We start from the raw sequence: 21,084 nt of genomic DNA on the forward strand, positions 1-21,084 counted from the left end.
ACCGTCCTTCACGTCGCGATCGCCTCTGCCCACCAGCGGTGGTCGGCGAGGACCAGGTACCAGGCACGCCCGTCGGCGTCCACGAGCTGCAACCGGTGCAGCCGTCGCCCGCCGGACTCCCACCAGCGCACGACCAGTGGCCAGGGTCCCGCCCAGGCCGTGACGGCGGTGAACCGTCCCCCGCGGTCGCCGTCGGAGCGGAACTGCTCGGGTTCGCCGGTCAGGGTGCCACGGTCGTCGACGTCCACGGATCCGCCGTCCGCCGCGACGACGTCCACCGGCCGGGGTCGTTCGAGGACCGTCGCCGGCGGGGGCCCGGGGAGCCTTCCCGGCCACGGACGGTCCCGCACGACCGCGAGGGCACGCTCGCCACCGACCGGCGTGTCGCCCCACGGCACGAGCACGATGCGCTCGGCCAGGGTGCGCCCGCCACCGATCCGGGGCGTGACGACCCCGTCGTGTCCGACCATGCCCTGCACCCGGGCCAGCCCGTGGTGGACCCGCTCGTCCGGTCCGGAACCCCAGAGCCCGCGCTCGTGGTTCGCCAGGTCGTCCACCGCGACCGGTTCGAGCACGACCGTGGTCACGGGAGCCTCGAGCCCGGTCGGGTCGACCCCACCGGCGAGCTGCCAGCGCACCCGGTCCACCACGTCCGCGGCGTCGAACCACCGCGGGTGCGCCCAGACCCGTTCGAGCAGGACGTCCCGTTCGTCGACGATGCCCACGCGGATGGTCGTCGCCACCAGCCCCGCCGCCCGGAGCTTCGCGGCGAACTCGTCGGCGGAACGACGGAAGGCGAAGGCGATCTGGTCGGCGCGGTCGAGCGGCGGCTCGAAGGACGCCTGGACCTCGAGGTCGGGTGGGACGTCCCGCGCGGAGACCTCCCGCGGGTCGCGACCCCCGGCGAGCCGGTGCAGGAATGCCCCGGGCACGCCGAAGCGGTCGCGCACCTGTTCGTCGGTGAGGGCTGCGAAGTCGCCGAGCGTCGTGAGGCCCAGGCGGCCGAGCACCATCGCGAGGTCAGGGTCGCCGAGCACCCCGAGCGGCAGCGGGGCGAGGAACGTGCCCGATCCACCGACCGGCACCATCCGGACGCGCTCTCCCGGCCGGGTCGGCCGTGCCCGGGCAGCCTGCTCCGCCGCGAACGGGGTGTCCGCCACACCGGCACGCACGCCGGGTGCGCCGTGGTCGGCGGCGATGCCCGCCAGGATCGTCGCGGCCGCCCGCTCGCCGCCGTGGTAGCGCGCCGGGCCGCGGGCACGCAGCGCGATCGTCCCGGGGCGCAGGACCTCCACCCCTGGCGCGGCGGCTTCGATCGCGCGGATGACGGGCTCGAACGCCCGGTGGTCGAGTGCGTCGTCGTAGGGCTGCGTGACCAGGTCGGTGCAACGTGCCTGTGCTTCGCGGACCCGCAGTCCGCGCACCACGCCGACCTGTCGAGCCGAGGCGGAGCTCGCGAAGACCAGGCCCTTCGCGATGAGGGCGAACGGCTGTTCGGGCGGGGTGCCCGCAGCCCGGGCAGCGGCGATGACGGGCCAGTCCGGGCACCAGAGCACGATCGTCCGGGTCGGCGGGGATTCCGGCAGACCGGCACCACGGCTGAGCGCGTCGGCCCGGACGGCTCCGGCACCCGGCAGCCCCACCCCGGACGACCCGACATTCGGCAGCACGGCACCACCACGTGGGCCGGCGGCCAGAGCCCGACGTCCGCGGGGGCTCACGATGCCACCGCCACGGGACGCAGGGCCCGCCCACCGGCCGAGGCCGCCACCGGGACCGCCGCACGCACCGACCCGTCCGCCGCGGGCAACAGCAGCTCGGTGCTGGTCGGCCGGACTGCTCCGGCCCGACCCGAGGCGGTGACGGTCACCCGGCGTTCGGTGAGGTACCCGTGTCCCTGGCCGATGCCGCTCCAGTGCGACTCGGCGACCCGCAGGGTGACGTCCGCGCCGGGCCAGGAACCGAGTGCGACGAGGGCGGCCCCGCGCTGGCGGAGGCGTGCGGAGAGCCGGGCGACGTCACCGGGCACCACGCGGCCGAGCGGCCGGGTGAGGACGATCTGCGCGACGTCGGCGAGCGCCGCGGTGACCGCGAGCCACTGGTCGCCCGGGTCCGGCACCAGAACGAGTCGTTCCAGGTCGATGCCGGCCGCGGCGGCGGCTTCGACGCCGAAGGACGGCACCCCGACCACGGCGCACCAGGCTCCGGCCGCGGAGGCCGCCTGCAGCATGGTCTGGGCGAGCAGCACCGACTCCGGCACGGAGTACGTGCCACCGGCGCGGATGGCGCCGCCGGGCAACAGCGGCGCGAGGGCATCGGCCGTGGGCAGCCCCTCGGTGTCCACGCGGGTCGCTTCCATGTCGGCGACCCGGGAGCGCAGTGCGGTGATCCGGTCGAGCGCCGCACGAGTTGCACCGACGTGGTCGGAAGCCCGGGCAGCACCGTTCCGCCCGATGTACTCCCGGTCCCCGCGTCCGCGGTCGCCACGCTCATCGGGCGACCGGAGTGCCGCCGCCGTCTGCATGCCCTCATATTCGAACATGCGTTCGATCATGTCAACCGGCACCGACATCCGGTGGACAACCGCTCGAACACCCGTTCGATCGGTTCAGGACCCGACGATCACCAGCGCGCCACTGCCCCGATCCCCCCGAGCACCGACAGGGTCTTCGTCTCGACCTCGTCCGCCTCGTCCGCCGCCGTGGAGGACCACGTCACCGCGCCGCCGGCCCCGAGGGACCGGGACCGCACGCGGCCGTCCCGGTGCAGGACCGTCACCAGTGTCCGGATCGCCACCGACAGATCGACCGCTCCGCTCGCCGAGAAGTACCCGATCGCCCCCGAGTAGACCCCGCGCGGCGCCGCTTCGAGGCGGTCCGCGATCGCCGTCGCGCTGCGCTTCGGCGCGCCGGTCATCGACCCCGGTGGGAACGCGGCACGCACCACCTCGGCCCGGGAGGTGCCCTCCGGCAGCACCCCGGCGACCGTCGACACCAGCTGGTGCACGCTGGCGTAGGTCTCGACGTCGCAGAGCCGCTCCACGCGCACCGTGCCCGGGCGTGCCGTCCGCAGCAGGTCGTTCCGCAGCAGGTCGACGATCATCACGTTCTCGGCGCGGTCCTTCGCGCTGTCGGAGAGCTCCGCGCGTGTCGCGGCGTCCGCCACCGGGTCCGGGTGACGGGGACGGGTGCCCTTGATCGGTTCGGCGAGCACGCTCCCGTCGGCGTCGATCCGCAGGAACCGCTCCGGCGAACGGCTCGCGATCCGCAGGTCGCCCCAGCGCAGGTACGCGCCGAACGGGACCGGGTCCCCCTCGCGCACGCGCCGGTACTCCGCCAGGTACCGGTCGCCGTCGCGGCTCGGTCGGGCGTCCGGCACCGAGAAGGCGGTCGTCAGGCACACCTGGAACGCGTTGCCCTCGCGGATCTCGTGTCGACAAACGTCCACCGCGTGCTCGTGGGCGACGCGGCGGACGCGACCGCGGGCCTCCAGGACGCGCCCGACGACGACCGTGTCCCCGGCCGGGAGGCCCGGGCGTTCCACCGTGACGTCGTCTCGCGTCGCCGACGCGCGCACCTCCGCCAGCCACGCCCGGTTCGCATCCGAGGCAGTCGGCGCGTCGTCGTCCACCAGCGCGATCGCCCAGGAGGAGCCGTCCGCGTGGACCAGGACGGCCCGGTCGACGAACCGGAGGTCGGCGTCGGGGTGTCCGTCAGCGGTCCGGTCGGGTCCGTCGACCTCGCGACCGAGTTCGTAGCCGAGGAAGCCCACCCAGCCGAGGGCGAACGCACACCCCGGCAACGGCTCGTCGAGCGTCGGGGTGCGGCGCAGCAGCTCGTCGAGGACGGCGAAGGCCGGTCGGCTCTCGACCCGGCTGGACCCGAACCACCGGGCGGCCGACCCCGACACCGTGACGTGGGCGATCCGGTCCTCGTGCCGGAGGCAGGCGGCGAAGGGGCCGTCCGGGACGGCGAGGACCGACCACGCCGCACGGCGGGCCGCCGCTGCGGGCGAGTCGACCGGCAGCGCCGAGTCCAGCCAGGCCAGGTCGGCGGTGCTGCGACGGGCGAGCTCGCCGAGGTCCGGGACGTCGGCGAGCCGCTGGACCGCGATCCGCGGTACGCCCGCGGGACGGTCCACCGTGACGCTCAGACCGCCGAGATCGTCCACGCGGCAGCGTGCGCGTCGCCGGGCTCGAGCACGACGAGTCCGGCGTCCACGTCACCGGCGAAGGCGTCGGCGTTGAAGGCGTTCGGGGCGCAGGTCATCGGCTCGACGGCGAGGCCGGAGCGGTGGTACTCGGGGACGACGTGGTCGGCGGTGTGCACCTGCGCCCACCCGCAGTCCCTGCCGAAGGCGACCCGCACGCCGTGCCCGTCGGCCGCGGTGACGGTGATCGTGGCGGTGCCCTCGGCGTCACGGTCGAAGCCGGTGAAGGCGTGGTCGATGAAGCGGGCGCCGATCGCCGTCGGCAGGCGGAGGTCGAACTCGTCGTGCACGGGGACCAGCTCGGTCGGGATCAGGCGGTCCTCGGTGACCTCGAGCACCTCGGCTGCCGGGAGCGTCAGCGTCCAGTCGTCGACCGTGCCCGCGCCGGCGACGAGGTACGGGTGCGGACCGGTCCCCCAGGGTGCCCGGTCGTCCCCGGTGTTCGTCCCGGTGATCGTGGTGTGCAGACCGTCGGCGTCCAGGCGGTACTCGACCCGCACCTCGACGCGGGCGGGGTAGCCCTCCTGGGGCTGCACGGTGGTGGCGAGGACGACCCGGTCGGCGTCCTGCTCGAGCACGGCGAAGTCGGTCCAGGCCACGAGACCGTGCAGGGCGTGTGCGCGCTTCGGCTCCGTCAGCGCGAGTTCCTGCTCGACCCCGTCGAAGGTGTACCGGCCGTCGACGACGCGGTTCGGCCAGGGGGCGAGCACGGCGCCGCGGAAGACCGGGCGGACGTCGTCGGCGTCGAACGTGGTGACGAGGTCTCGGCCGTCGTGCCGCAGTGCGCGCAGGGTGGCTCCGACGCTCGCGATCTCGGCGGTGTACCCGTCGGAGGCGATGGACGTCTGGGTTCCGGACCGGGGCGCAGCGCTGCTCATGCGCTCAGCGTAGCGGGGCACCGCGTCCGGGCGGCGATCGGGACGCCAGTGGAGTACGGAATACCGAGTACTGGGTGCCCGGGGTGCCGTCCGGTTACGTTCCCTGCGCCGTCACCACCTCCACCGCCCGGACGGGGACGGGGAACAGGGACGGCTGACCATCGGAGGATCCTCATGCGTCACCGCATCACCACACGCATCGCCGTCGCGTCGACGGCCGTGCTCAGCATCGCGATCGGAACGGTCGCACCAGCGACCGCCGCTCCCCCGGGTCCGGCCGGGCGTCCGCAGGTCGGGCTGGCGATCGACGTCCTGGCGGACGGCGCGGGGCCGTTCAGCCCCGATGACCGACCCGGCGGCGACAGCGGGCCGACGAACGGTGTCGTCCGCACCCTCGACTCGGTCACGTACCGGGTGACCGTGAACGCGAACGGCGGTGTCGGCCATCGCCAACGCTTCACCGTCACCGCGCCGACCGGGACGTCGTGGGCGGCTCTGCCCGAAGGCTGTTCGGCGTCCGGCTCGGGCATCGACGGCCGCGACCTCACCTGCGTCCTCGGGGACGTGGCGGAAGGCCAGGTGGTCGCGGTGCCCGTCGTCCTCGACGTCTCCGCCGGGCTCGACGACGGCGACGCCGTCATCGTGACGGGGACCGCCACCGCTGACGACGCGGACGCACCGGTCTCGGCGACCGCGCCGCGGCTCACCGTCTCGGCGGCGGCCCGCTACAACCTGAGCAAGCGGGTCGTCGGCTCCGTGCTGCGCCCGGACGTCACCGGACCCGACGGCACACGCGGCTTCCAACTCGTGTTCCCGATCGCCGTCGACTGGCAGCCGGTCGTCCCCGGGCAGGGCCTGCTCGGGTTCGCTCCAGGTGACGGGCGGATGACGTTCACGGACGACGTCTCGCAGCTGCGCGGTGACCTGCCGTCCGGCGCGGTGCTCTGGAACGGGGACGCTCCGCCGTGCGGTCCGAACGACCCGTCCGTCTCGTCCCGGTTCGCCTCACTGCCGGCGGGGAGCGGTGGTGGCCCCCGGGCGGTCGCCGACTCCGGCCGGTTCACGTGCGAGCAGTCCGGTGCCGGTCAGGACGTCTCCGTGACGATCACCGGGACCGTCACCGACGCGTCACGCATGCCGACGCAGAACGCCTTCGGCGGCCCCGTCGTCGGCAACACCCCCGGGTTCGTGGTCTCGGGCTACATCTCGTTCTGGGTGCCGAACCCACCCGCCGGCACGAGTCTCGGATCGGTGAACACGTTCCGCGACGTCGTGGCGCACGCGGCGTCAGGGGCACCGAACTTCCCAGGGGACGCCGAACCCGTGGCGGACAACCGAGCGACACGGAACATCGTGGCGGACGCCGTCGGGACCGCGGGGAAGCGTCTCCTCAGGGTGCTGGACGACAGCGGTCGGACCGGCGACGGTTCGGCGCGTCGGGGTGATCCGTGGAGCACGCCCGGGTCGGTGCTCCGCAGCGACGTGAGCGCCTCGAACCCCGGACTCGACACGTTCCGGAACACCGTGCTGTGCGACACGTTCGACCGGCACACGCAGCGTCTGACGCGGGTGCAGGGGACGTCGGCCCGGACCAGCGGGCTGCGCGAGGCGCGGGTCGAGTACGCCGCGTACGACATGGACGGTCCGGAGGACGGGCAGCGCCGGGCCACCTGTGACGACGATCGCGGTCCCTGGTTCACGGACCCGGCGGAGGTGCCGGGCGGGATCGACGCCGTCGGCGCCGTCCGTGCCCGCGGTGACGTCGTCGGTGGCACCACTGCCGCGCTGTCCTCGTTCGTCTCGGTCCGCGAGGTCGCCGACGGGACGCGTGCCTACGACTTCGGGCACGTGCGCTTCAGCGACCGTCACCCCGACTGGGTGCACGACACCCGCTCCGACCCCGAACTCGGCGCCGGAGGGTTGTCCGACAGCGTGCTCGTCACCGAGGACCTGGCCCGGATCGGGAAGACCGTGGCGCGTGCCAGCTCCTCGACCGCCACGGCGGGCGACACGGACACACCGGTTCCCGTGGTGCCCGGCAACGCCGTGGACTACGTCCTCACGCCGTCGCTCACGAACGGGAACACGACGGGGCGACCACGACTGGTGACGGTCCGTGACGTCCTCCCGGCACACATGGCGTACAGCCCGGGCAGCGCGTCCGTCGAGCCGGCGGTCGACACGGTCCGGGACGACGACGACGGCACCGAGCACCAGCGACTGACCTGGGCGATCGACGACGTGACGCCGAACACCCGCATCGCGCCGATCACCTACACCGCCGTCGTCGCACGGGATGCTCCGGCAGGGCCGCTGGAGAACCGGGTCGAGGTCTCGGCTCCGACGGACCGGTCTCCGTCCGAGTACCGGTCCGCCGCGCGGGCCGTCCAGGTCGTGACGAGTGGTGGCCTGCGCGTCGAGAAGCGGGCGGAAGCCCCCGTCGTCGTCACGGGAGACGACCTGGTGTGGTCGCTGGACACGACGAACACCGACACGGATCCCGTCCGCGACGTACAGCTCGTCGACGTCCTCCCGCACGCCGGCGACGGATCGTCGTTCCACGGCGCAGTCGAACTGGCCCGTCCCGTCGATGCCGGCCCGGCGGAGTCCGTCGTCTACACCGCCGCCGACCCGGAGGCGGTGTCGCTCGACCCCGCGGACGAGTCGAACCAGCCCGGCGGCTCGACGACGTGGTGCGCGGAGACCGCGTTCGGCAGCGCCGGGTGTCCGGACACCCTCGCCGACGTCACTGCCATCCGGATCGACGACCCGAACGGGATCGCTCCCGGGGAGACCGTGTCCCACCGTGTGTCCATCGCGACCCACGGGCAGCGGGACGGTGACCGGTACACGAACCGCTTCGGGGTCCGCTCCGCCGACCTCGCGCTGCCGGTCCGGTCGAACCCCGCAACCGTCCGGGTCATGTCGGGCGCCGTGGGTGACCTGGTCTGGACGGACTCGGACGGCAACGGCGTACAGGACCCGGGTGAGCCCGGGATCCCGGACGTCCCGGTGCGGTTGCACGGCACCGACGACCGGGGGCGAGAGGTCGATCGGGTCGCCCGAACGGACCGGGAGGGGCACTACGGCGTGGACGACCTGCGCCCTGGCGACTACGTCGTCTCCGTCGCACCGGTGCCGGATCGCACGTTCACGATGCCCTCGGTCGGTGACGACGACGCCCGCGACTCCGACGTCGCGGCGGACGGACGGACAGCACCGATCACGATCACCCGGCGGACGGGCCCAGACGGGGCGCTCGAGGGCGTCGAACGGAACGACCGCATCGATGCCGGCGTCCTGCCGTCATCGTCTCCCGAGCCGGGCGACGGCGCCGGTGGCGGCGGTCCCGGGAGCGGCGGTCCCGGAGACGGTGGGTCCGGAGACGGCGGGCCCGGGAGCAGCGGGTCGACGGGCAGCGGGCCGGACGACCACGCTGACGCGACTGCGCATCCGGACGGGTCACCCGGGCACGCCCTCGCCTTCACCGGAGCAACAGGGACCGCTGCGGCCGCCATCAGCGCGTTCCTCCTGCTGATGGCCGGTCTCGGACTCCGAGCCCTCGCCCGCGCACGGCGCCGCGTCTGACGGTCACCAGCGGATCACTCGGTGCGTCTCGTTGCCAGCCCGGTAACGGGACGCACCGAGTCGGACGGCGACCGGCTGCCCGCCTCCGGCTCCGGCTCCGGCTCCGGCTCCGATAGCACGCGGACCGCATGCCCGAACAGGCAAGCACAGGCACGCGAGCACAGGCACGCAAAGCCCAGACACGAAGAAGCCCCGACACGAAGAAGCCCCGACACGAAGAAGCCCCGCTGCTCCATGAGCGGCGGGGCTTCTTCGTGGTGTCCTTGCTTCTGGTGGATCTGAGGGGACTCGAACCCCTGACCCCCTGCATGCCATGCAGGTGCGCTACCAGCTGCGCCACAGACCCAGAACGAAACGACCCGAAGGCCGGTTTCTGTTCCCCCGGTTCCCCGGAGGCACCAGTACAGCGTACACCACGCGAACACCGGGTGACGAAATCGTCACCGCCACCCGGGCGCGTCGCGCTGAGACCCGCGTCAGGCCGACTGTTCGGCACCCTGCGACTGATTGGCCGGCAGCTCGAGCGGGATGACCGGGCAGTCCGACCAGAGGCGCTCGAGGGAGTAGTACTGGCGCTCTTCCTCGTGGAACACGTGCACGACGATGTCCCCGAAGTCGATCAGAGCCCAGCGGCCTTCGCTCCGGCCTTCACGACGAAGCGGCTTGGCACCGACCTGGAGCAGGCGGTCTTCGATCTCATCGGCGATGGCGAGCACGTTGCGCTCGTTGCGGCCGGTGGCGAGCAGGAAGACGTCGGTGAGCTGGAGTGGTCGGGTGACGTCGAGGGCGACGATGTCCTCGGCCTGCTTGGAGTCGGCCGCTTGAGCGGCGATCTGCGTCAGTTCGAGTGCGCGAGCGGAGGCGGTCACGGATTCCTTCCGGTGGTCATCCCGACGCGTGCGTCCGGATGTTCATGTGGGTCACGATCATAGGTCAGACCGCTGACGCGGGCCATGCCCACGGAGTTCGAGGCTCGCTCAGGAGCCGAAGAAGTTCGTCGCGACGAGTGCGACGACGATGACACCGGCAGCGACGACACCGACGGCACTCGCGGCGACGGCCAGCACGACCGGCGTCTTGGAGTCCTTCGGCTTGGCGGCGGCGAGCACGACCTGGCGGGTCGACGTGTGGCTCGACACGGCACGGCTCGCGCGGACCGGACTGGCGTCCGTGTCCGGCTGCTCGTCGTGCTGCTCGAGGAGGCGGTCGACCTCTGCGCCGTCGATCGGCCGGTGCGACCCGGTCGAGGACAGCGATGAGGGCAGGTCGATCGAACCGGTGAGGATGACCTCGCCGGTGGCGTTGAGCGCACCGGTGGGGTCGGCCAGCGCCGAGTTCGGCAGGATGAGGGCGTTCGTGTGCGACTCGGCGACACGGCGCGTGCCGGTCTCCTCGTCGTGCACCTCGGCGTCGTTCGAGTCGTGGGCGAAGGTCGACCAGTGGCCGGCCGGAGGCTGGAACGCCGTGGTGACGGGCTTCGGCTCGCGCGGCGCATCCGAGGATGTCGGACGCGGGGTCGATCCCGGCTGCGCTGCGGATGTCGGTCCCGAGACGGGCGCATCTGCCGGCACGACGACCGGGACCTCGTTCGTGTCGTCGTCGTCCAGGTCGAGCGGGAACACGCCGGGAGCCGCGGCGGGCAGCTCGCTGGCGGGCGCGGCGACGTCGTCGGTCGCGGCCATGATCGCGTCGGGGTCGGCGTCGTGCGGCGCCCAGGTCGTGCGGTGCTGGCGGGGTTCCTCGCCGTGCGCAGCCGCCTCTTCCAGGGGCTCGATGGCGTCCGGCGAACCGTCAGCGGCGGTGGCCTGCTCGACAGCGGCGGGTTCCAGGTGCGTGAGCTCCGGGTTGGGGTCCTGCCAGTGCGAGGACTCGTCGTCCTCGGCGGCCCGGCTCTGCACGGCGTCGTCGTCGGACCCGCCATCGACCTGAACAGCGTCGGCGTCGGCGTCAGCGTCGGCGACCTCCGTCGCCCCGAGCCCGGCCCCAGCGCCGAGCCCGGCCCCGGCTCCAGCCCCGGCGTCAGTGTCGTCAGTGGGGTCAGTGGCGTCAGTGGCGTCAGTGGCGTCAGTGGCGTCAGTCGACCGCTCGTCGGTCGGCGCGTCGAACCCGAGGGGCACGAGCGGCGAGGACTGCGCCCCGATGCCGGCGGCAGCGGCTTCGACCGGGGTCGACAACGGCGGCACCTGGGCATCCGGTGCGGGTACGGACGAGGGGCCCGTCAGCGTGCCGAGGACGTCCTGCACGGTGCGGTCGGACGACTGCGGGGTCGGGTTCTGCAGCGGTACGGGACGGCCACCCTGCTGCTGCGCCTCACGCAGCAGCCGCAGCTGTCGGCGGGACATCCCGCCGGTGCCGGGGACGATCTCGGTCGCGGAGGCCGGGGGCACGTCGGACACGCCGGTGGCGGCTCCCGCGGATCGCGGTGCCGCCTGGTTGGCCGTGGCCGAACCGGGGGCGACGTGCGAACCGGGGCGACGACGGGCCTCCGGTGTGGCGGGGGCGGCGACGGTCGGCGGCGGCGTCGCGGGCTGGGCACCGCCAGAGGCGGCGCGCTCGCGCTCACGCATCTGGCGCCGCGACAGCGGCGGCTGCGCGTCGGACGGACTCATGCAACGCTCCGATACAGATGGTGCTTCGAGATGTACTGGACGACGCCGTCGGGCACGAGGTACCAGACGGGGGACCCGCTCCGCACCCGGTCACGGCAGTCGGTCGAGGAGATCGCCAGCGCGGGGACCTCGAGCACACTAACGTCCCGTTCTGGGAGTCCGGTGATGCTCAGCTGGTGTCCCGGTCGTGTCACGGCGACGAAGTGTGCGAGGTCCCAGAGCCCGTCGTGGTCCTTCCAGTCGACGATCTGCTGGACGGCGTCCGCCCCGGAGATGAAGACGAGCTGGGCGTCGGGCCGCTGCTCGTGCAGGTCGCGGAGGGTGTCGACGGTGTAGGTCGGGCCGGGCCGGTCGATGTCCACGCGGCTGACCGTGAACATCGGGTTCGAGGCGGTCGCGATCACGGTCATCAGGTACCGGTGCTCGGCGTCGGTGACCTCGGACTTCATGTACGGCTGGCCGGTGGGGACGAACACGACCTCGTCCAGGTCGAAGTGCTTCGCGACCTCGGACGCCGCCACGAGGTGACCGTGGTGGATCGGGTCGAACGTCCCGCCCATCACCCCGATGCGCGGCCGACCCGTGCTCTCGAGCATCGGGTGGCGGATCAGATCTTGGAGTGGCCGAACTCGTCCACACCGGTCTCGTGCTGCCGGGTGGCCTGGAACTTGTGCGAGTGGCGGTAGGCGACGTCGCGGAAGCTCCACGTGACGAAGCCGAGGAGGGTGAAGACGCAGGCCGCGACGATCGGGAAGACGATCGCGGGGACGCCGGCCGCATGTTCTGCGGCTTCAGCGAGGAGTGACATCTGGCAGTGCTCCGATCGATCGAGGAAGACTCCAGACCATCCTAGCCGCGGATGTGTCCTTGCCCGCGCACGAGCCACTTGGTGCTCGTGAGTTCAGGCAGCCCCATCGGGCCCCGCGCGTGCAGCTTCTGCGTGGAGATCCCGACCTCGGCGCCGAACCCGAACTCCCCGCCGTCCGTGAACCGCGTCGACGCGTTCACCATCACGACCGCCGAGTCGACGCCCGCCAGGAAGTGCTCGGCCGTGTCGACGTCGTTCGTGACGATCGACTCGGTGTGGTGTGTGGACCACTGCGCGATGTGCGCCATCGCCGCGTCGACGTCGGGCACGACACGGATCGAGAGATCGAGGTCCATAGACTCGGTGGCCCAGTCGGCCTCGGTCGCACGCAGCACCCCGGGGACGATGGTCCGGGTGGCGTCGTCGCCCCGCAGGGTCACGCCGGCGGCCCGGAGGCGGTCGGCCAACACCGGCAGGAGCCGCTCGGCCGCCCGCTCGTGCACGAGCAGCGTCTCCAGGGCGTTGCAGACGCTCGGCCGCTGCGCCTTGCTGTTGAGGACGATGTCCACGGCACGGTCGACCGGTGCCGACTCGTCCAGGAAGACGTGCACGACCCCGGCGCCGGTCTCGATGACGGGCACCTGCGACTCGGTGACGACGGTCTGGATGAGGGAGGCGCTGCCGCGCGGGATGAGCACGTCGACCAGGCCGCGGGCTCGCATGAGACCGGTCGCTCCGGCGCGTCCGAGCGGGTCGATCGTCTGCACGAGCTCGCGCGGCAGCCCGACCGAGGCGATCGCGTCCTGGATCCGCCGCACGAGCACGGCGTTGGTGCGGAGCGCCGCCGACCCGCCGCGGAGGACCACGGCGTTGCCCGACTTCAGCGCCAGGGCGGCGATGTCGACGGTGACGTTCGGACGTGCCTCGTAGATGGCGCCGACCACCCCGAACGGCACCCGCACCTGCGCGAGCTGCAGCCCGTTCGGCAGGACCGAGCCGCGGACGTGCTCCCCCACCGGGTCGGTCAGCCCCACCACGTGCTCGACCGCGTCGGCCAGAGCGTCCACGCGGTCGACGTCGAGACGCAGTCGGTCCAGCAGGCCCGACGTCAGTCCACCGTCCTGACCCGCGATCAGGTCTTCGTGGTTCGCGGTGACGATCTCCGCCGTCCCGGCGCGCAGCCCGAGGGCGATCGCCCGCAGGGCGGCGTCCTTGACGGCCGTCGTCGTGGTCGCCAGCACCGTCGCGGCCGCGCGGGCAGCCGTCAGCGTGTCGACGAGCGGCGTACCCGCCTGGGCCTGCGCGGGAGCGGTGAGGGACATGACCCGATTCTAAGTCGGCGGCGCCTCTGTGACGGGAGGCGTGCCTCCCGTCCGACGGGCAGCCCCGGTCAGGCGCGTGGTGCGGCCCGGAACCAGGTACCGACGTGCTCCCCACCGAGCGCACGGTCGACGAGGGCCGTCGCCGTGACGAGCACGGACGTGCCGGCCTCGGCCGCGAGGCGGGCGGCCGCGACCTTCGTGCCGGCTCCCCCGGTACCGACCCCGGCAGCACCGATCGAGCCGAAGGTCACCCCCGCGAGCTCGTCGCCGAACGGGACCTCGTCGATGCGGGTGGCACCGGGCTGCTCCGGCGGCTTCGTGTACAGGGCTTCGACGTCGGACAGCAGCACCAGGGCGTCCGCCTCGACCTGCCGGGCGACGAGCGCGGCGAGCCGGTCGTTGTCACCGAACCGGATCTCGTGGGTGGCGACCGTGTCGTTCTCGTTGACGATCGGCAGCACCCGGAGTTCGAGCAGCCGGTTCATCGCCCGCCGCGCGTTCACCCGGTGCGTCGGGTTCTGCAGGTCACCCGCGGTGAGCAGGACCTGCGCCGCCGTGACCCCGTGCCGGTCGAGTTCCTTCTGGTACCGGAAGACCAGCACCGCCTGCCCGGTAGCGGCGGCGGCCTGCTGCGTGGCGAGGTCCTCCGGCCGTCCCTCGAGCCCCAGGAACGGGAAGCCGGTGGCGATGGCGCCGGATGACACCAGGACGACCTCGGTCCCACGACGGTACGCGCCGACCAGGGCGTCGACGAGCGGGCCGATCTGCGACGCGTTGTCCCCGCTGACCGAGGACGAGCCGACCTTGACCACGATCCGTCGGGCGCGCGGGATGTCCGCGCGCTCCGCGACGGTGTTCGGTCCGACCACGGCGCTCAGTCGCGCTCGGACGTCGTCGGCTCGACCGGGTCGGACTCGGCGTCGTCGTCGTCCGCCCACAGACCGGCGATCCGCTCCTGCTCGAGCTCGGCACGTGCGGCGGCCTTGCCGTCCATTCGCTCGAAGTAGTCCGAACGACGCTCGTTGCGCGTCGGTCGGGCGTTGAGGTCGAGCCGGGAGTCCGTCCCGCGAGCGCTGGTGATGAGCTCCGCGGTGGAGGTCAGGGTCGGCTCCCAGTCGAAGATCATGCCGCCGTCGCCACCGATGACCACGGTGGACCCGGCGTCGGCTCCGGCCTTGAACAGGCCGTCCTCGACCCCGAGCTTGGCGAGCCGGTCGGCCAGGTAGCCGATCGCCTCTTCGTTGGTGAAGTCGGTCTGCTGCACCCAGCGCTCCGGCTTCGCACCACGGACCCGGTAGAAGCGGTGCTCCTCGCCGCCCTCGGCACGCACCGTGAACGGCTTCTCGTTGACGGCCTTCGGACGGAGCACGATGCGCTCGACCTCGGGCTCGGCGGCCCGCTCGGCACGGGCCTGCTCGACGACGTCGGCCAGGGCGAAGGTGAGCTCACGCAGGCCCTTGTGCGACGCGGTGGAGATCGGGAACACGCGGTAGCCGCGGGACTCGAACTCGGCGGTCACGAACGCCGCGAGTTCCGCGGCGTCGGGCACGTCGATCTTGTTGAGCGCGATGAGCTGCGGGCGATCGAGCAGCGGGACCTGCCCCTCGGGGACCGGGTACTGCTCGAGTTCGCGGAGGATCACGTCGAGGTCGCTGATCGGGTCACGGCCGGCGTCGAGCGTGGCGCAGTCGATCACGTGCAGCAGGGCTTCGCAGCGCTCCACGTGACGGAGGAACTCGAGGCCGAGCCCCTTGCCCTCGGACGCGCCCTCGATCAGACCCGGGACGTCGGCGACGGTGAAGCGCGTGCTGCCCGACTCGACGACGCCGAGGTTCGGGGTCAGCGTCGTGAACGGGTAGTCGGCGATCTTCGGCTTGGCAGCCGAGATCGCGGCGATCAGCGACGACTTGCCGGCGCTCGGGTACCCGACCAGGGCGATGTCCGCGATGGTCTTCAGCTCGAGGCTGACGTCGCCGCTCCACCCGTCGGTGCCGAGGAGCGCGAAGCCGGGGGCCTTGCGCTTGGTGGTGGCGAGCGCGGCGTTGCCGAGGCCACCCTGGCCGCCGGGACCGACGACCACGCGGATGCCCGGCTCGGTGAGGTCCGCGAGCACGTCGCCGTTCTCGTCGTACACGACCGTACCGACGGGGACGGGGAGCTCGAGCGTGTCACCGCTGACCCCGCTGCGGTGGTCGCCCATGCCGGGCTGACCGTTGCGGCTGGAGCGGTGCGGTGAGCGGTGGTACCCGAGCAGGGTGGTGACCTGCGGGTCGGAGACGAGGACGATGTCGCCGCCGTCACCGCCGTTGCCGCCGTCGGGGCCCGCGAGGGGCTTGAACTTCTCGCGACGGACGGACACGCAGCCGTTGCCGCCGTTGCCTGCCGTGAGGTGCAGCGTCACGCGGTCGACAAACGTCGCCATGGGGTCACTCCTGTAGGTGTTCGGGAAATGCAGAAGAGGGGCAGGCACACGGCCCGCCCCTCCCGCTGAAGCTGATCGTCAGCGACTACGCGTTGACGATGTTGATGACCTTGCGGCCACCCTTGGTGCCGAACTCGACCGCACCGGCCGAGAGGGCGAACAGCGTGTCGTCGCCACCGCGGCCGACGTTGGCGCCCGGGTGGAAGTGCGTGCCGCGCTGGCGGATGATGATCTCACCGGCGTTGACGACCTCGCCACCGAAGCGCTTCACGCCGAGGCGCTGTGCGTTCGAGTCGCGACCGTTGCGAGTGGAACTCGCACCCTTCTTGTGTGCCATGTCTCTGCTCCCGCCTTATGCGATCTTGGTGACCTTGACGCGCGTGAGATCCGCGCGGAAGCCCTGGCGCTTCTTGTAACCGGTCTTGTTCTTGAACTTCTGGATGACGACCTTCGGGCCGCGGAGGTCGGCCAGGACCTCGGCGGTGACCGTCACGTTCGCGAGCTCGGACGCGGCGGAGGTGATCTTGTCCCCGTCCACGAGGAGCACCGGCGCGAGGTCGATGTTGCCATTGTCGTCGGCCTTGATGCGGTCGATGGTGATGATCGAGCCGACCTCGACCTTCTCCTGACGGCCGCCGGCGCGCACTACTGCGTAAACCACGTGGAATCCTTACGTAACTCTGCTTGAGGGAAGTCTCGGGTGCCCACTTCTGCGCGAGCGCCCTGGGTTGCCCCGGGACGATCGGCGACGCAGGCAGAACGGCCCGCTGACACCAGGGATCGAGAATACTCGATCCGACCAGGCGGGTCAAACGCCGACACACGTACCATGGGGGGATGACCGTGTTGATCGATCCCCCGGCCTGGCCCGCACACGACACGCTCTGGTCACACCTGGTCAGTGACTCATCCTACGACGAGCTGCATGCCTTCGCCGACCGGGCGGGGGTCCCACGGCGCGCGTTCGACCACGACCACTACGACGTGCCGCAGGACCGGTACGCCGAACTCGTGGCCTCCGGGGCCGCCCCGGTGACCGGGCGCGAGCTGGTGCTGCGCCTCATCGCCAGCGGGCTGCGTGTGCCGCAGCGCGACAAGCGGAAGACGGCGCGCGACCAGGGCTGACCGCGGCACCGGGAACGTCGGCCGGATCCGTCACCGGGAGGGCTCCCACGGGCGTGTCGCGGGACGTCAGCGCGGATGCCGACCGAGCCACAGCCACGCGGCCGTCGCCGACCCGAGCAGCATCAGGGTCATCGGCAGCCCGAGTTGCAGCGGCGTGGTGACGACGTCGACGAGCAGACGCCCGAGCCCCTGCCCCACGCTCCCCTGCTGGAGTGCGTCGTGGGCTCCGGTGACGATGCCGACCAGGGCGAGTGCCACGGTGCCCGCAGCACCCGCCAGGACGGTCCGCAGGAGCACGGCGGGCAGCGGGGCACGCGGCACCACCGGCACCAGGAAAGCCAGCGCCAGGAAGGCCGCGAGTGCGAACGGGGAACGCGCGACGAAGACGTTCTGCACGAAGGCCTCGATCAGGCTCGTCCCACCGTGGCTCCGGAAGGGGCCGACGATCGTACTCGTGCCGAGCAGCCCGATCAGGCCCGCCAGGAACTCGACCAGGACGACGCTGACCACGGTGATGGCCGCGCCCGTCGTGGCGACGATGGAGACCTCGGGCGCGAGGACGGACGTGGCGACGGGCACGCCGGCCCGACCAGACCCAGCCCGAGCAGAACCAGCACCCGAACCGGCCCGACCAGGACCTGCCGGATCCAGCGAGGGCACCGCCGACGGGGGTGCCCCCGGCGGTGGTACGGCTCCCCAGCCCGTCCGGGGCTGGTCATGACCCGGTACCGGGTCACGACCAGCCGGACGCTGCTCGTCCGTCACATCACTGCCCGAGGATGACGGTGCCGTCGTCCTCGGTGGCCGTCGGGTTCGCGGGGGCGCTGATGCTCCCCGACGAGACACGACGCGAACGCGCACGACCCTGGCCGGGCTGCTTCGGCTCGGGCAGCGCCTGCAGCACCGAGTCGAGGAGGGACTCCGCCGCTTCCTCGCTCACCCGACGCGGCTCGCGCTTGGCGACGCCGACCGGGATGTCGAGGATGGCGACGGTGGTGTCGGCCGGCGTGACCGGGGCCGACGAGCTGACCCGACGGCGACCGGCGGGACGCTCCTTCGGCGCCACCTCGGCGGCGGGCTGCTCAGCGACAGCCGCGGCCGACTGCGCCGGTGCCGACTCCGGACGCGTTGACCGCGTGTGGACACCCGTCGTCGTCCCCGGGAGCACCGCCTCCGGGGCGGGCGTCGCGAGCGACGTGTGCTGCTCGGCGGACCCCTGCTGCGCGTCACTCGACGCCTGCTGCGCGTCGCTCGACACCTGCTGCGCGTCGCTCGACACCTGCTGCGCGTCACCGGCCCGGCTGCCACGACGGCGACGACGCTTCGAGCCACCGGTGGGCTCAATCGGCGCCTCGGCCGCGGGGGCGACCGGCGACGTCGGCGACGCCGCCGTGACCGGCGACGCGGCACCGGCGACGCCGGTGACCGGCACGTCGGACTGCTCGTGCGAGATGGTCGACGCGGCGATCCGCGACAACGCGTGCTTGACGTCGTCGGTGATCTGGTGCGCCTGCGACGCCTTCGACTCGGCCGCGACGGCGTTGCCGTTCGTGCCTCCACCGTTGCCGTTGCCGCCACGGGCCTTGCGGCGGCCCTTGGTCGGCCCCGGGTCCGCGTTGTTGTCGTTGACCTGCGCGTTGACCTCGTCGAGCGACTCGCGCAGACCGACACCGATCTTCTTGCGGGTCATCTGCACGAGGCCGAGCGAGGTGACCTCGGCCACCTGGTGCTTCGTCCGGTCGCGGCTCAGGCACTCCATGAGGCGACGGAGCACGAGGTCCCGGTTCTCCTCGAGCACCATGTCGATGAAGTCGACGACGATGATGCCGCCGATGTCCCGCAGCCGGAGCTGGCGGACGAGTTCCTCGGCGGCCTCCAGGTTGTTCTTCGTGACGGTCTCCTCGAGGTTGCCCCCGGAGCCGACGAACTTCCCGGTGTTGACGTCGACGACCGTCATGGCCTCGGTGCGGTCGATCACGAGCGAACCACCGGAGGGCAGCCAGACCTTGCGGTCGAGGGCCTTCTCGATCTGCTCGTTGATCCGGTACTCCTCGAACGAGTCCGGGCCCTGGTAGAGCTCGACCCGGTCCTTGAGGTCCGGCGCGACCGCACTGAGGTACTCGTCGATGGTCTGTCGAGCGGACTCGCCGTCGATGATGAGCTTCGTGAAGTCCTCGTTGAAGACGTCACGGACGATCTTCACCAGCAGGTCCGGCTCGGAGTGCAGCATGACCGGCGCCTGGCCGCTCTGGACCTTCTTCTCGATGGCCTCCCACTGGCTGGTGAGGCGCTGCACGTCGCGCGTCAGCTGGTCCTCGGTGGCACCCTCGGCGGCCGTGCGCACGATGACGCCGGCGTGCTCGGGGAGGACCTCCTTGAGGATCTTCTTGAGACGGGCGCGCTCGGTGTCCGGCAGCTTGCGGGAGATGCCGTTCATCGAGCCGTTGGGCACGTAGACCAGGTAACGGCCCGGCAGGGACACCTGGCTGGTCAGACGCGCGCCCTTGTGGCCGACCGGGTCCTTCGTGACCTGCACGAGCACCTTGTCACCCGGCTTGAGCGCGGCCTCGATGCGACGACCGTGGCTGGTGTCGACCGAGTTCCAGTCGACCTCGCCGGCGTACAGGACGGCGTTGCGACCGCGGCCGATGTCGACGAAGGCGGCCTCCATCGAGGGCAACACGTTCTGCACCTTGCCGAGGTAGACGTTGCCGATGAGCGAGACGTTCTGCGACTTCGTCACGTAGTGCTCGGCGAGGACGCCGTCCTCGAGCACGCCGATCTCGATGGTCGAGGAGCTCGACCGCACGATCATCTGGCGGTCGACGCTCTCGCGGCGGGCCAGGAACTCGTCCTCGGTCACGACCTGGCGACGACGTCCGGCGTCACGGCCGTCACGACGGCGCTGCTTCTTGGCCTCGAGACGGGTGGAGCCCTTGATGCGCTGCGGCTCGGTGATGAGCTCGGGCTCGCGGCGACGCGGTTCGGCCTGCTCGCGGTCGCTGCTGCTGCCCCGGCGGCGGGTGCGGCGGCGGCTGCCACCCTGCTCGTCGCGGTCCTCGTCATCCCAACGGTCAGAACGGTCGACCCGATCGGTGCGCTCGTCGCGCTCCGGGCGGTCGTCGCGGTCGTCACGGTCGGACCGGTCGTACCGGTCCGAACGGTCGTACCGGTCGCTCCGGCCGGAGCGGGAGCCGCGTCCCGAGCGCTCGGCTCGGTCCGAACGGTCGTACCGGTCGCTCCGATCACGGTCACGGTCAGATCGGGCGGGCAGCTCCGGCAGCACCGGGGCGTGGAAGATCAGGCTGAGCGTGCTGGTCGCCTTCGGGACGAACGGCTCGGCCGGGGCCGACGCCGCGTCCGGACGGGAGGCCCGTCGCGCCTCCGGCACGTCGCTCGCGTCCGCCGCGCCCTGCGTCCCGACCTCGTCCTGGCCGACGGCCCGCAGGTCACCGGTCAGGGTGCTGACGTCCTCCGGCGCGGTTCCCGCACCCGAGGCGGCTTCCACCACGACGGAGACCGTGCCGGTCGCGGTGTCGACCACGACCTCGACGGTCTCCGAGTCCGGCGACTGCTCGACCTCGGTCGTGTCGCTCACGTCTGCCTCGGCGGTGTCGGTGACGTCAGCGGTGTCGCTCACGTCGGCACCGTCGGAGGCGTCGACCGTGTCCGCGACATCGAGCGCCTCGACCACGTCGGACGACCGGTCGGGATCGAGCTGCTCGTCGGACCCGACCTGCTCGTCGTACTCGACCTGCTCGTCGGACCCGACCGTCTCGACGGCGTCGGTCGACGTGTCGGACGGGTCAGGCGCCTCGAGGCCGCCGGACCGGGCGCGACGGCCACCGAAGAGGCGGGTCCGGCGCTTCGGCGCGTCGTCGGTGTTCTGGTTCTGGTTCTCGTTCTGCTCCACCATGGACTGGTGCACTCCTCGACCCCGCACGCACCCGGTGGGTGGCGGGAATTCTCTCGTATCGGTGCGGGCGGCGACTCCGCCCCCGCGCTCGCTGCTGTCAGTGACCGATCCGGCGTCTCGTCCACGCCCGGTCGTCGTGGGCACCCGGCTCACGGCGGCTCGGCGTCGGAGGTGACGCGTCGTCCGGTCACGGTGCTCTGTCACAAC

General features: G+C 72.3%; 17 protein-coding genes and 1 tRNA gene. 2 read left to right on the plus strand and 16 right to left on the minus strand.

Going from position 1 to position 21,084, the window contains the following annotated elements; genetic code table 11:
- Nucleotides 1-8: 8 nt before the first annotated feature.
- From DEI89_RS10310 to DEI89_RS10325, 4 genes are all read right to left on the minus strand, one after another.
- Nucleotides 9-1,670 (minus strand): DNA polymerase Y family protein, encoded by a 1,662-nt coding sequence (locus DEI89_RS10310; protein ID WP_258366520.1) that lies wholly within the window; start codon nucleotides 1,668-1,670, stop codon nucleotides 9-11.
- 47 nt (nucleotides 1,671-1,717) lie between these two features.
- Nucleotides 1,718-2,542, minus strand: a complete 825-nt coding sequence (locus tag DEI89_RS10315) for a hypothetical protein (RefSeq protein ID WP_258368841.1) — start codon at nucleotides 2,540-2,542, stop codon at nucleotides 1,718-1,720.
- 80 nt (nucleotides 2,543-2,622) lie between these two features.
- Nucleotides 2,623-4,170: an anthranilate synthase component I family protein gene (locus tag DEI89_RS10320; RefSeq protein WP_110903967.1), complete on the minus strand. Its 1,548-nt coding sequence runs from the start codon at nucleotides 4,168-4,170 to the stop codon at nucleotides 2,623-2,625.
- Complete coding sequence (locus tag DEI89_RS10325; RefSeq protein WP_110903968.1) at nucleotides 4,149-5,087, minus strand: aldose 1-epimerase family protein; 939 nt, start codon at nucleotides 5,085-5,087, stop codon at nucleotides 4,149-4,151. Before DEI89_RS10325 ends, DEI89_RS10320 begins: the two co-directional genes overlap by 22 nt.
- A 174-nt stretch (nucleotides 5,088-5,261) precedes the next feature.
- Between DEI89_RS10325 and DEI89_RS10340 the strand changes: the two genes are divergently transcribed.
- Nucleotides 5,262-8,675: an SdrD B-like domain-containing protein gene (locus DEI89_RS10340; RefSeq protein ID WP_181421591.1), complete on the plus strand. Its 3,414-nt coding sequence runs from the start codon at nucleotides 5,262-5,264 to the stop codon at nucleotides 8,673-8,675.
- Nucleotides 8,676-8,945: 270 nt separating this feature from the next.
- On the opposite strand, the gene DEI89_RS10345 is transcribed toward DEI89_RS10340, so the two are convergent.
- The 10 genes from DEI89_RS10345 to rplU all read right to left on the minus strand — a co-directional run bounded on the left by DEI89_RS10345 (nucleotide 8,946) and on the right by rplU (nucleotide 16,497).
- A tRNA-Ala gene (locus DEI89_RS10345) sits at nucleotides 8,946-9,021 on the minus strand.
- Nucleotides 9,022-9,151: 130 nt separating this feature from the next.
- A complete protein-coding gene (gene rsfS, locus DEI89_RS10350) occupies nucleotides 9,152-9,544 on the minus strand; it encodes a ribosome silencing factor (protein ID WP_110903971.1) in 393 nt (130 codons plus the stop codon).
- Nucleotides 9,545-9,652: 108 nt separating this feature from the next.
- Nucleotides 9,653-11,284: a hypothetical protein gene (locus DEI89_RS10355; RefSeq protein WP_110903972.1), complete on the minus strand. Its 1,632-nt coding sequence runs from the start codon at nucleotides 11,282-11,284 to the stop codon at nucleotides 9,653-9,655.
- Nucleotides 11,281-11,880: a nicotinate-nucleotide adenylyltransferase gene (gene nadD / locus DEI89_RS10360; RefSeq protein ID WP_110903973.1), complete on the minus strand. Its 600-nt coding sequence runs from the start codon at nucleotides 11,878-11,880 to the stop codon at nucleotides 11,281-11,283. The genes DEI89_RS10355 and nadD overlap by 4 nt, the downstream gene beginning before the upstream one ends.
- Nucleotides 11,881-11,891: 11 nt before the next feature.
- Entirely contained in the window at nucleotides 11,892-12,092 is a 201-nt protein-coding gene (locus DEI89_RS10365; RefSeq protein WP_110903974.1) for a hypothetical protein, read from the minus strand.
- A gap of 41 nt (nucleotides 12,093-12,133) precedes the next feature.
- Nucleotides 12,134-13,414, minus strand: coding sequence for a glutamate-5-semialdehyde dehydrogenase (locus DEI89_RS10370; RefSeq protein ID WP_110903975.1), 1,281 nt, complete (start codon nucleotides 13,412-13,414; stop codon nucleotides 12,134-12,136).
- Nucleotides 13,415-13,482: 68 nt separating this feature from the next.
- Nucleotides 13,483-14,283 (minus strand): glutamate 5-kinase, encoded by an 801-nt coding sequence (gene proB / locus DEI89_RS10375; protein WP_110904032.1) that lies wholly within the window; start codon nucleotides 14,281-14,283, stop codon nucleotides 13,483-13,485.
- A 5-nt stretch (nucleotides 14,284-14,288) separates the two neighbouring features.
- Nucleotides 14,289-15,836, minus strand: coding sequence for a GTPase ObgE (obgE, locus tag DEI89_RS10380; protein ID WP_110903976.1), 1,548 nt, complete (start codon nucleotides 15,834-15,836; stop codon nucleotides 14,289-14,291).
- Nucleotides 15,837-15,921: 85 nt separating this feature from the next.
- Nucleotides 15,922-16,173: a 50S ribosomal protein L27 gene (gene rpmA / locus DEI89_RS10385; protein WP_110903977.1), complete on the minus strand. Its 252-nt coding sequence runs from the start codon at nucleotides 16,171-16,173 to the stop codon at nucleotides 15,922-15,924.
- A gap of 15 nt (nucleotides 16,174-16,188) precedes the next feature.
- Nucleotides 16,189-16,497 (minus strand): 50S ribosomal protein L21, encoded by a 309-nt coding sequence (gene rplU, locus DEI89_RS10390; RefSeq protein WP_110903978.1) that lies wholly within the window; start codon nucleotides 16,495-16,497, stop codon nucleotides 16,189-16,191.
- Between the two features lie 176 nt (nucleotides 16,498-16,673).
- On the opposite strand from rplU, the gene DEI89_RS10395 reads away from it, so the two are divergent.
- The gene (locus DEI89_RS10395; RefSeq protein ID WP_110903979.1) at nucleotides 16,674-16,961 is read left to right on the plus strand and encodes a DUF4031 domain-containing protein; all 288 of its coding nucleotides are present in this window, start codon (nucleotides 16,674-16,676) and stop codon (nucleotides 16,959-16,961) included.
- A gap of 66 nt (nucleotides 16,962-17,027) precedes the next feature.
- On the opposite strand, the gene DEI89_RS10400 is transcribed toward DEI89_RS10395, so the two are convergent.
- Together DEI89_RS10400 and DEI89_RS10405 are read right to left on the minus strand one after the other, a co-directional pair.
- On the minus strand, nucleotides 17,028-17,540 hold the full coding sequence (locus DEI89_RS10400; RefSeq protein WP_110903980.1) for a hypothetical protein: 513 nt from the start codon (nucleotides 17,538-17,540) through the stop codon (nucleotides 17,028-17,030).
- A gap of 187 nt (nucleotides 17,541-17,727) precedes the next feature.
- Nucleotides 17,728-20,877, minus strand: coding sequence for an Rne/Rng family ribonuclease (locus DEI89_RS10405; protein WP_181421592.1), 3,150 nt, complete (start codon nucleotides 20,875-20,877; stop codon nucleotides 17,728-17,730).
- Nucleotides 20,878-21,084: the final 207 nt, after the last annotated feature.

Source organism: Curtobacterium sp. MCBD17_030, from assembly GCF_003224255.1.
Lineage (GTDB): Bacteria > Actinomycetota > Actinomycetes > Actinomycetales > Microbacteriaceae > Curtobacterium.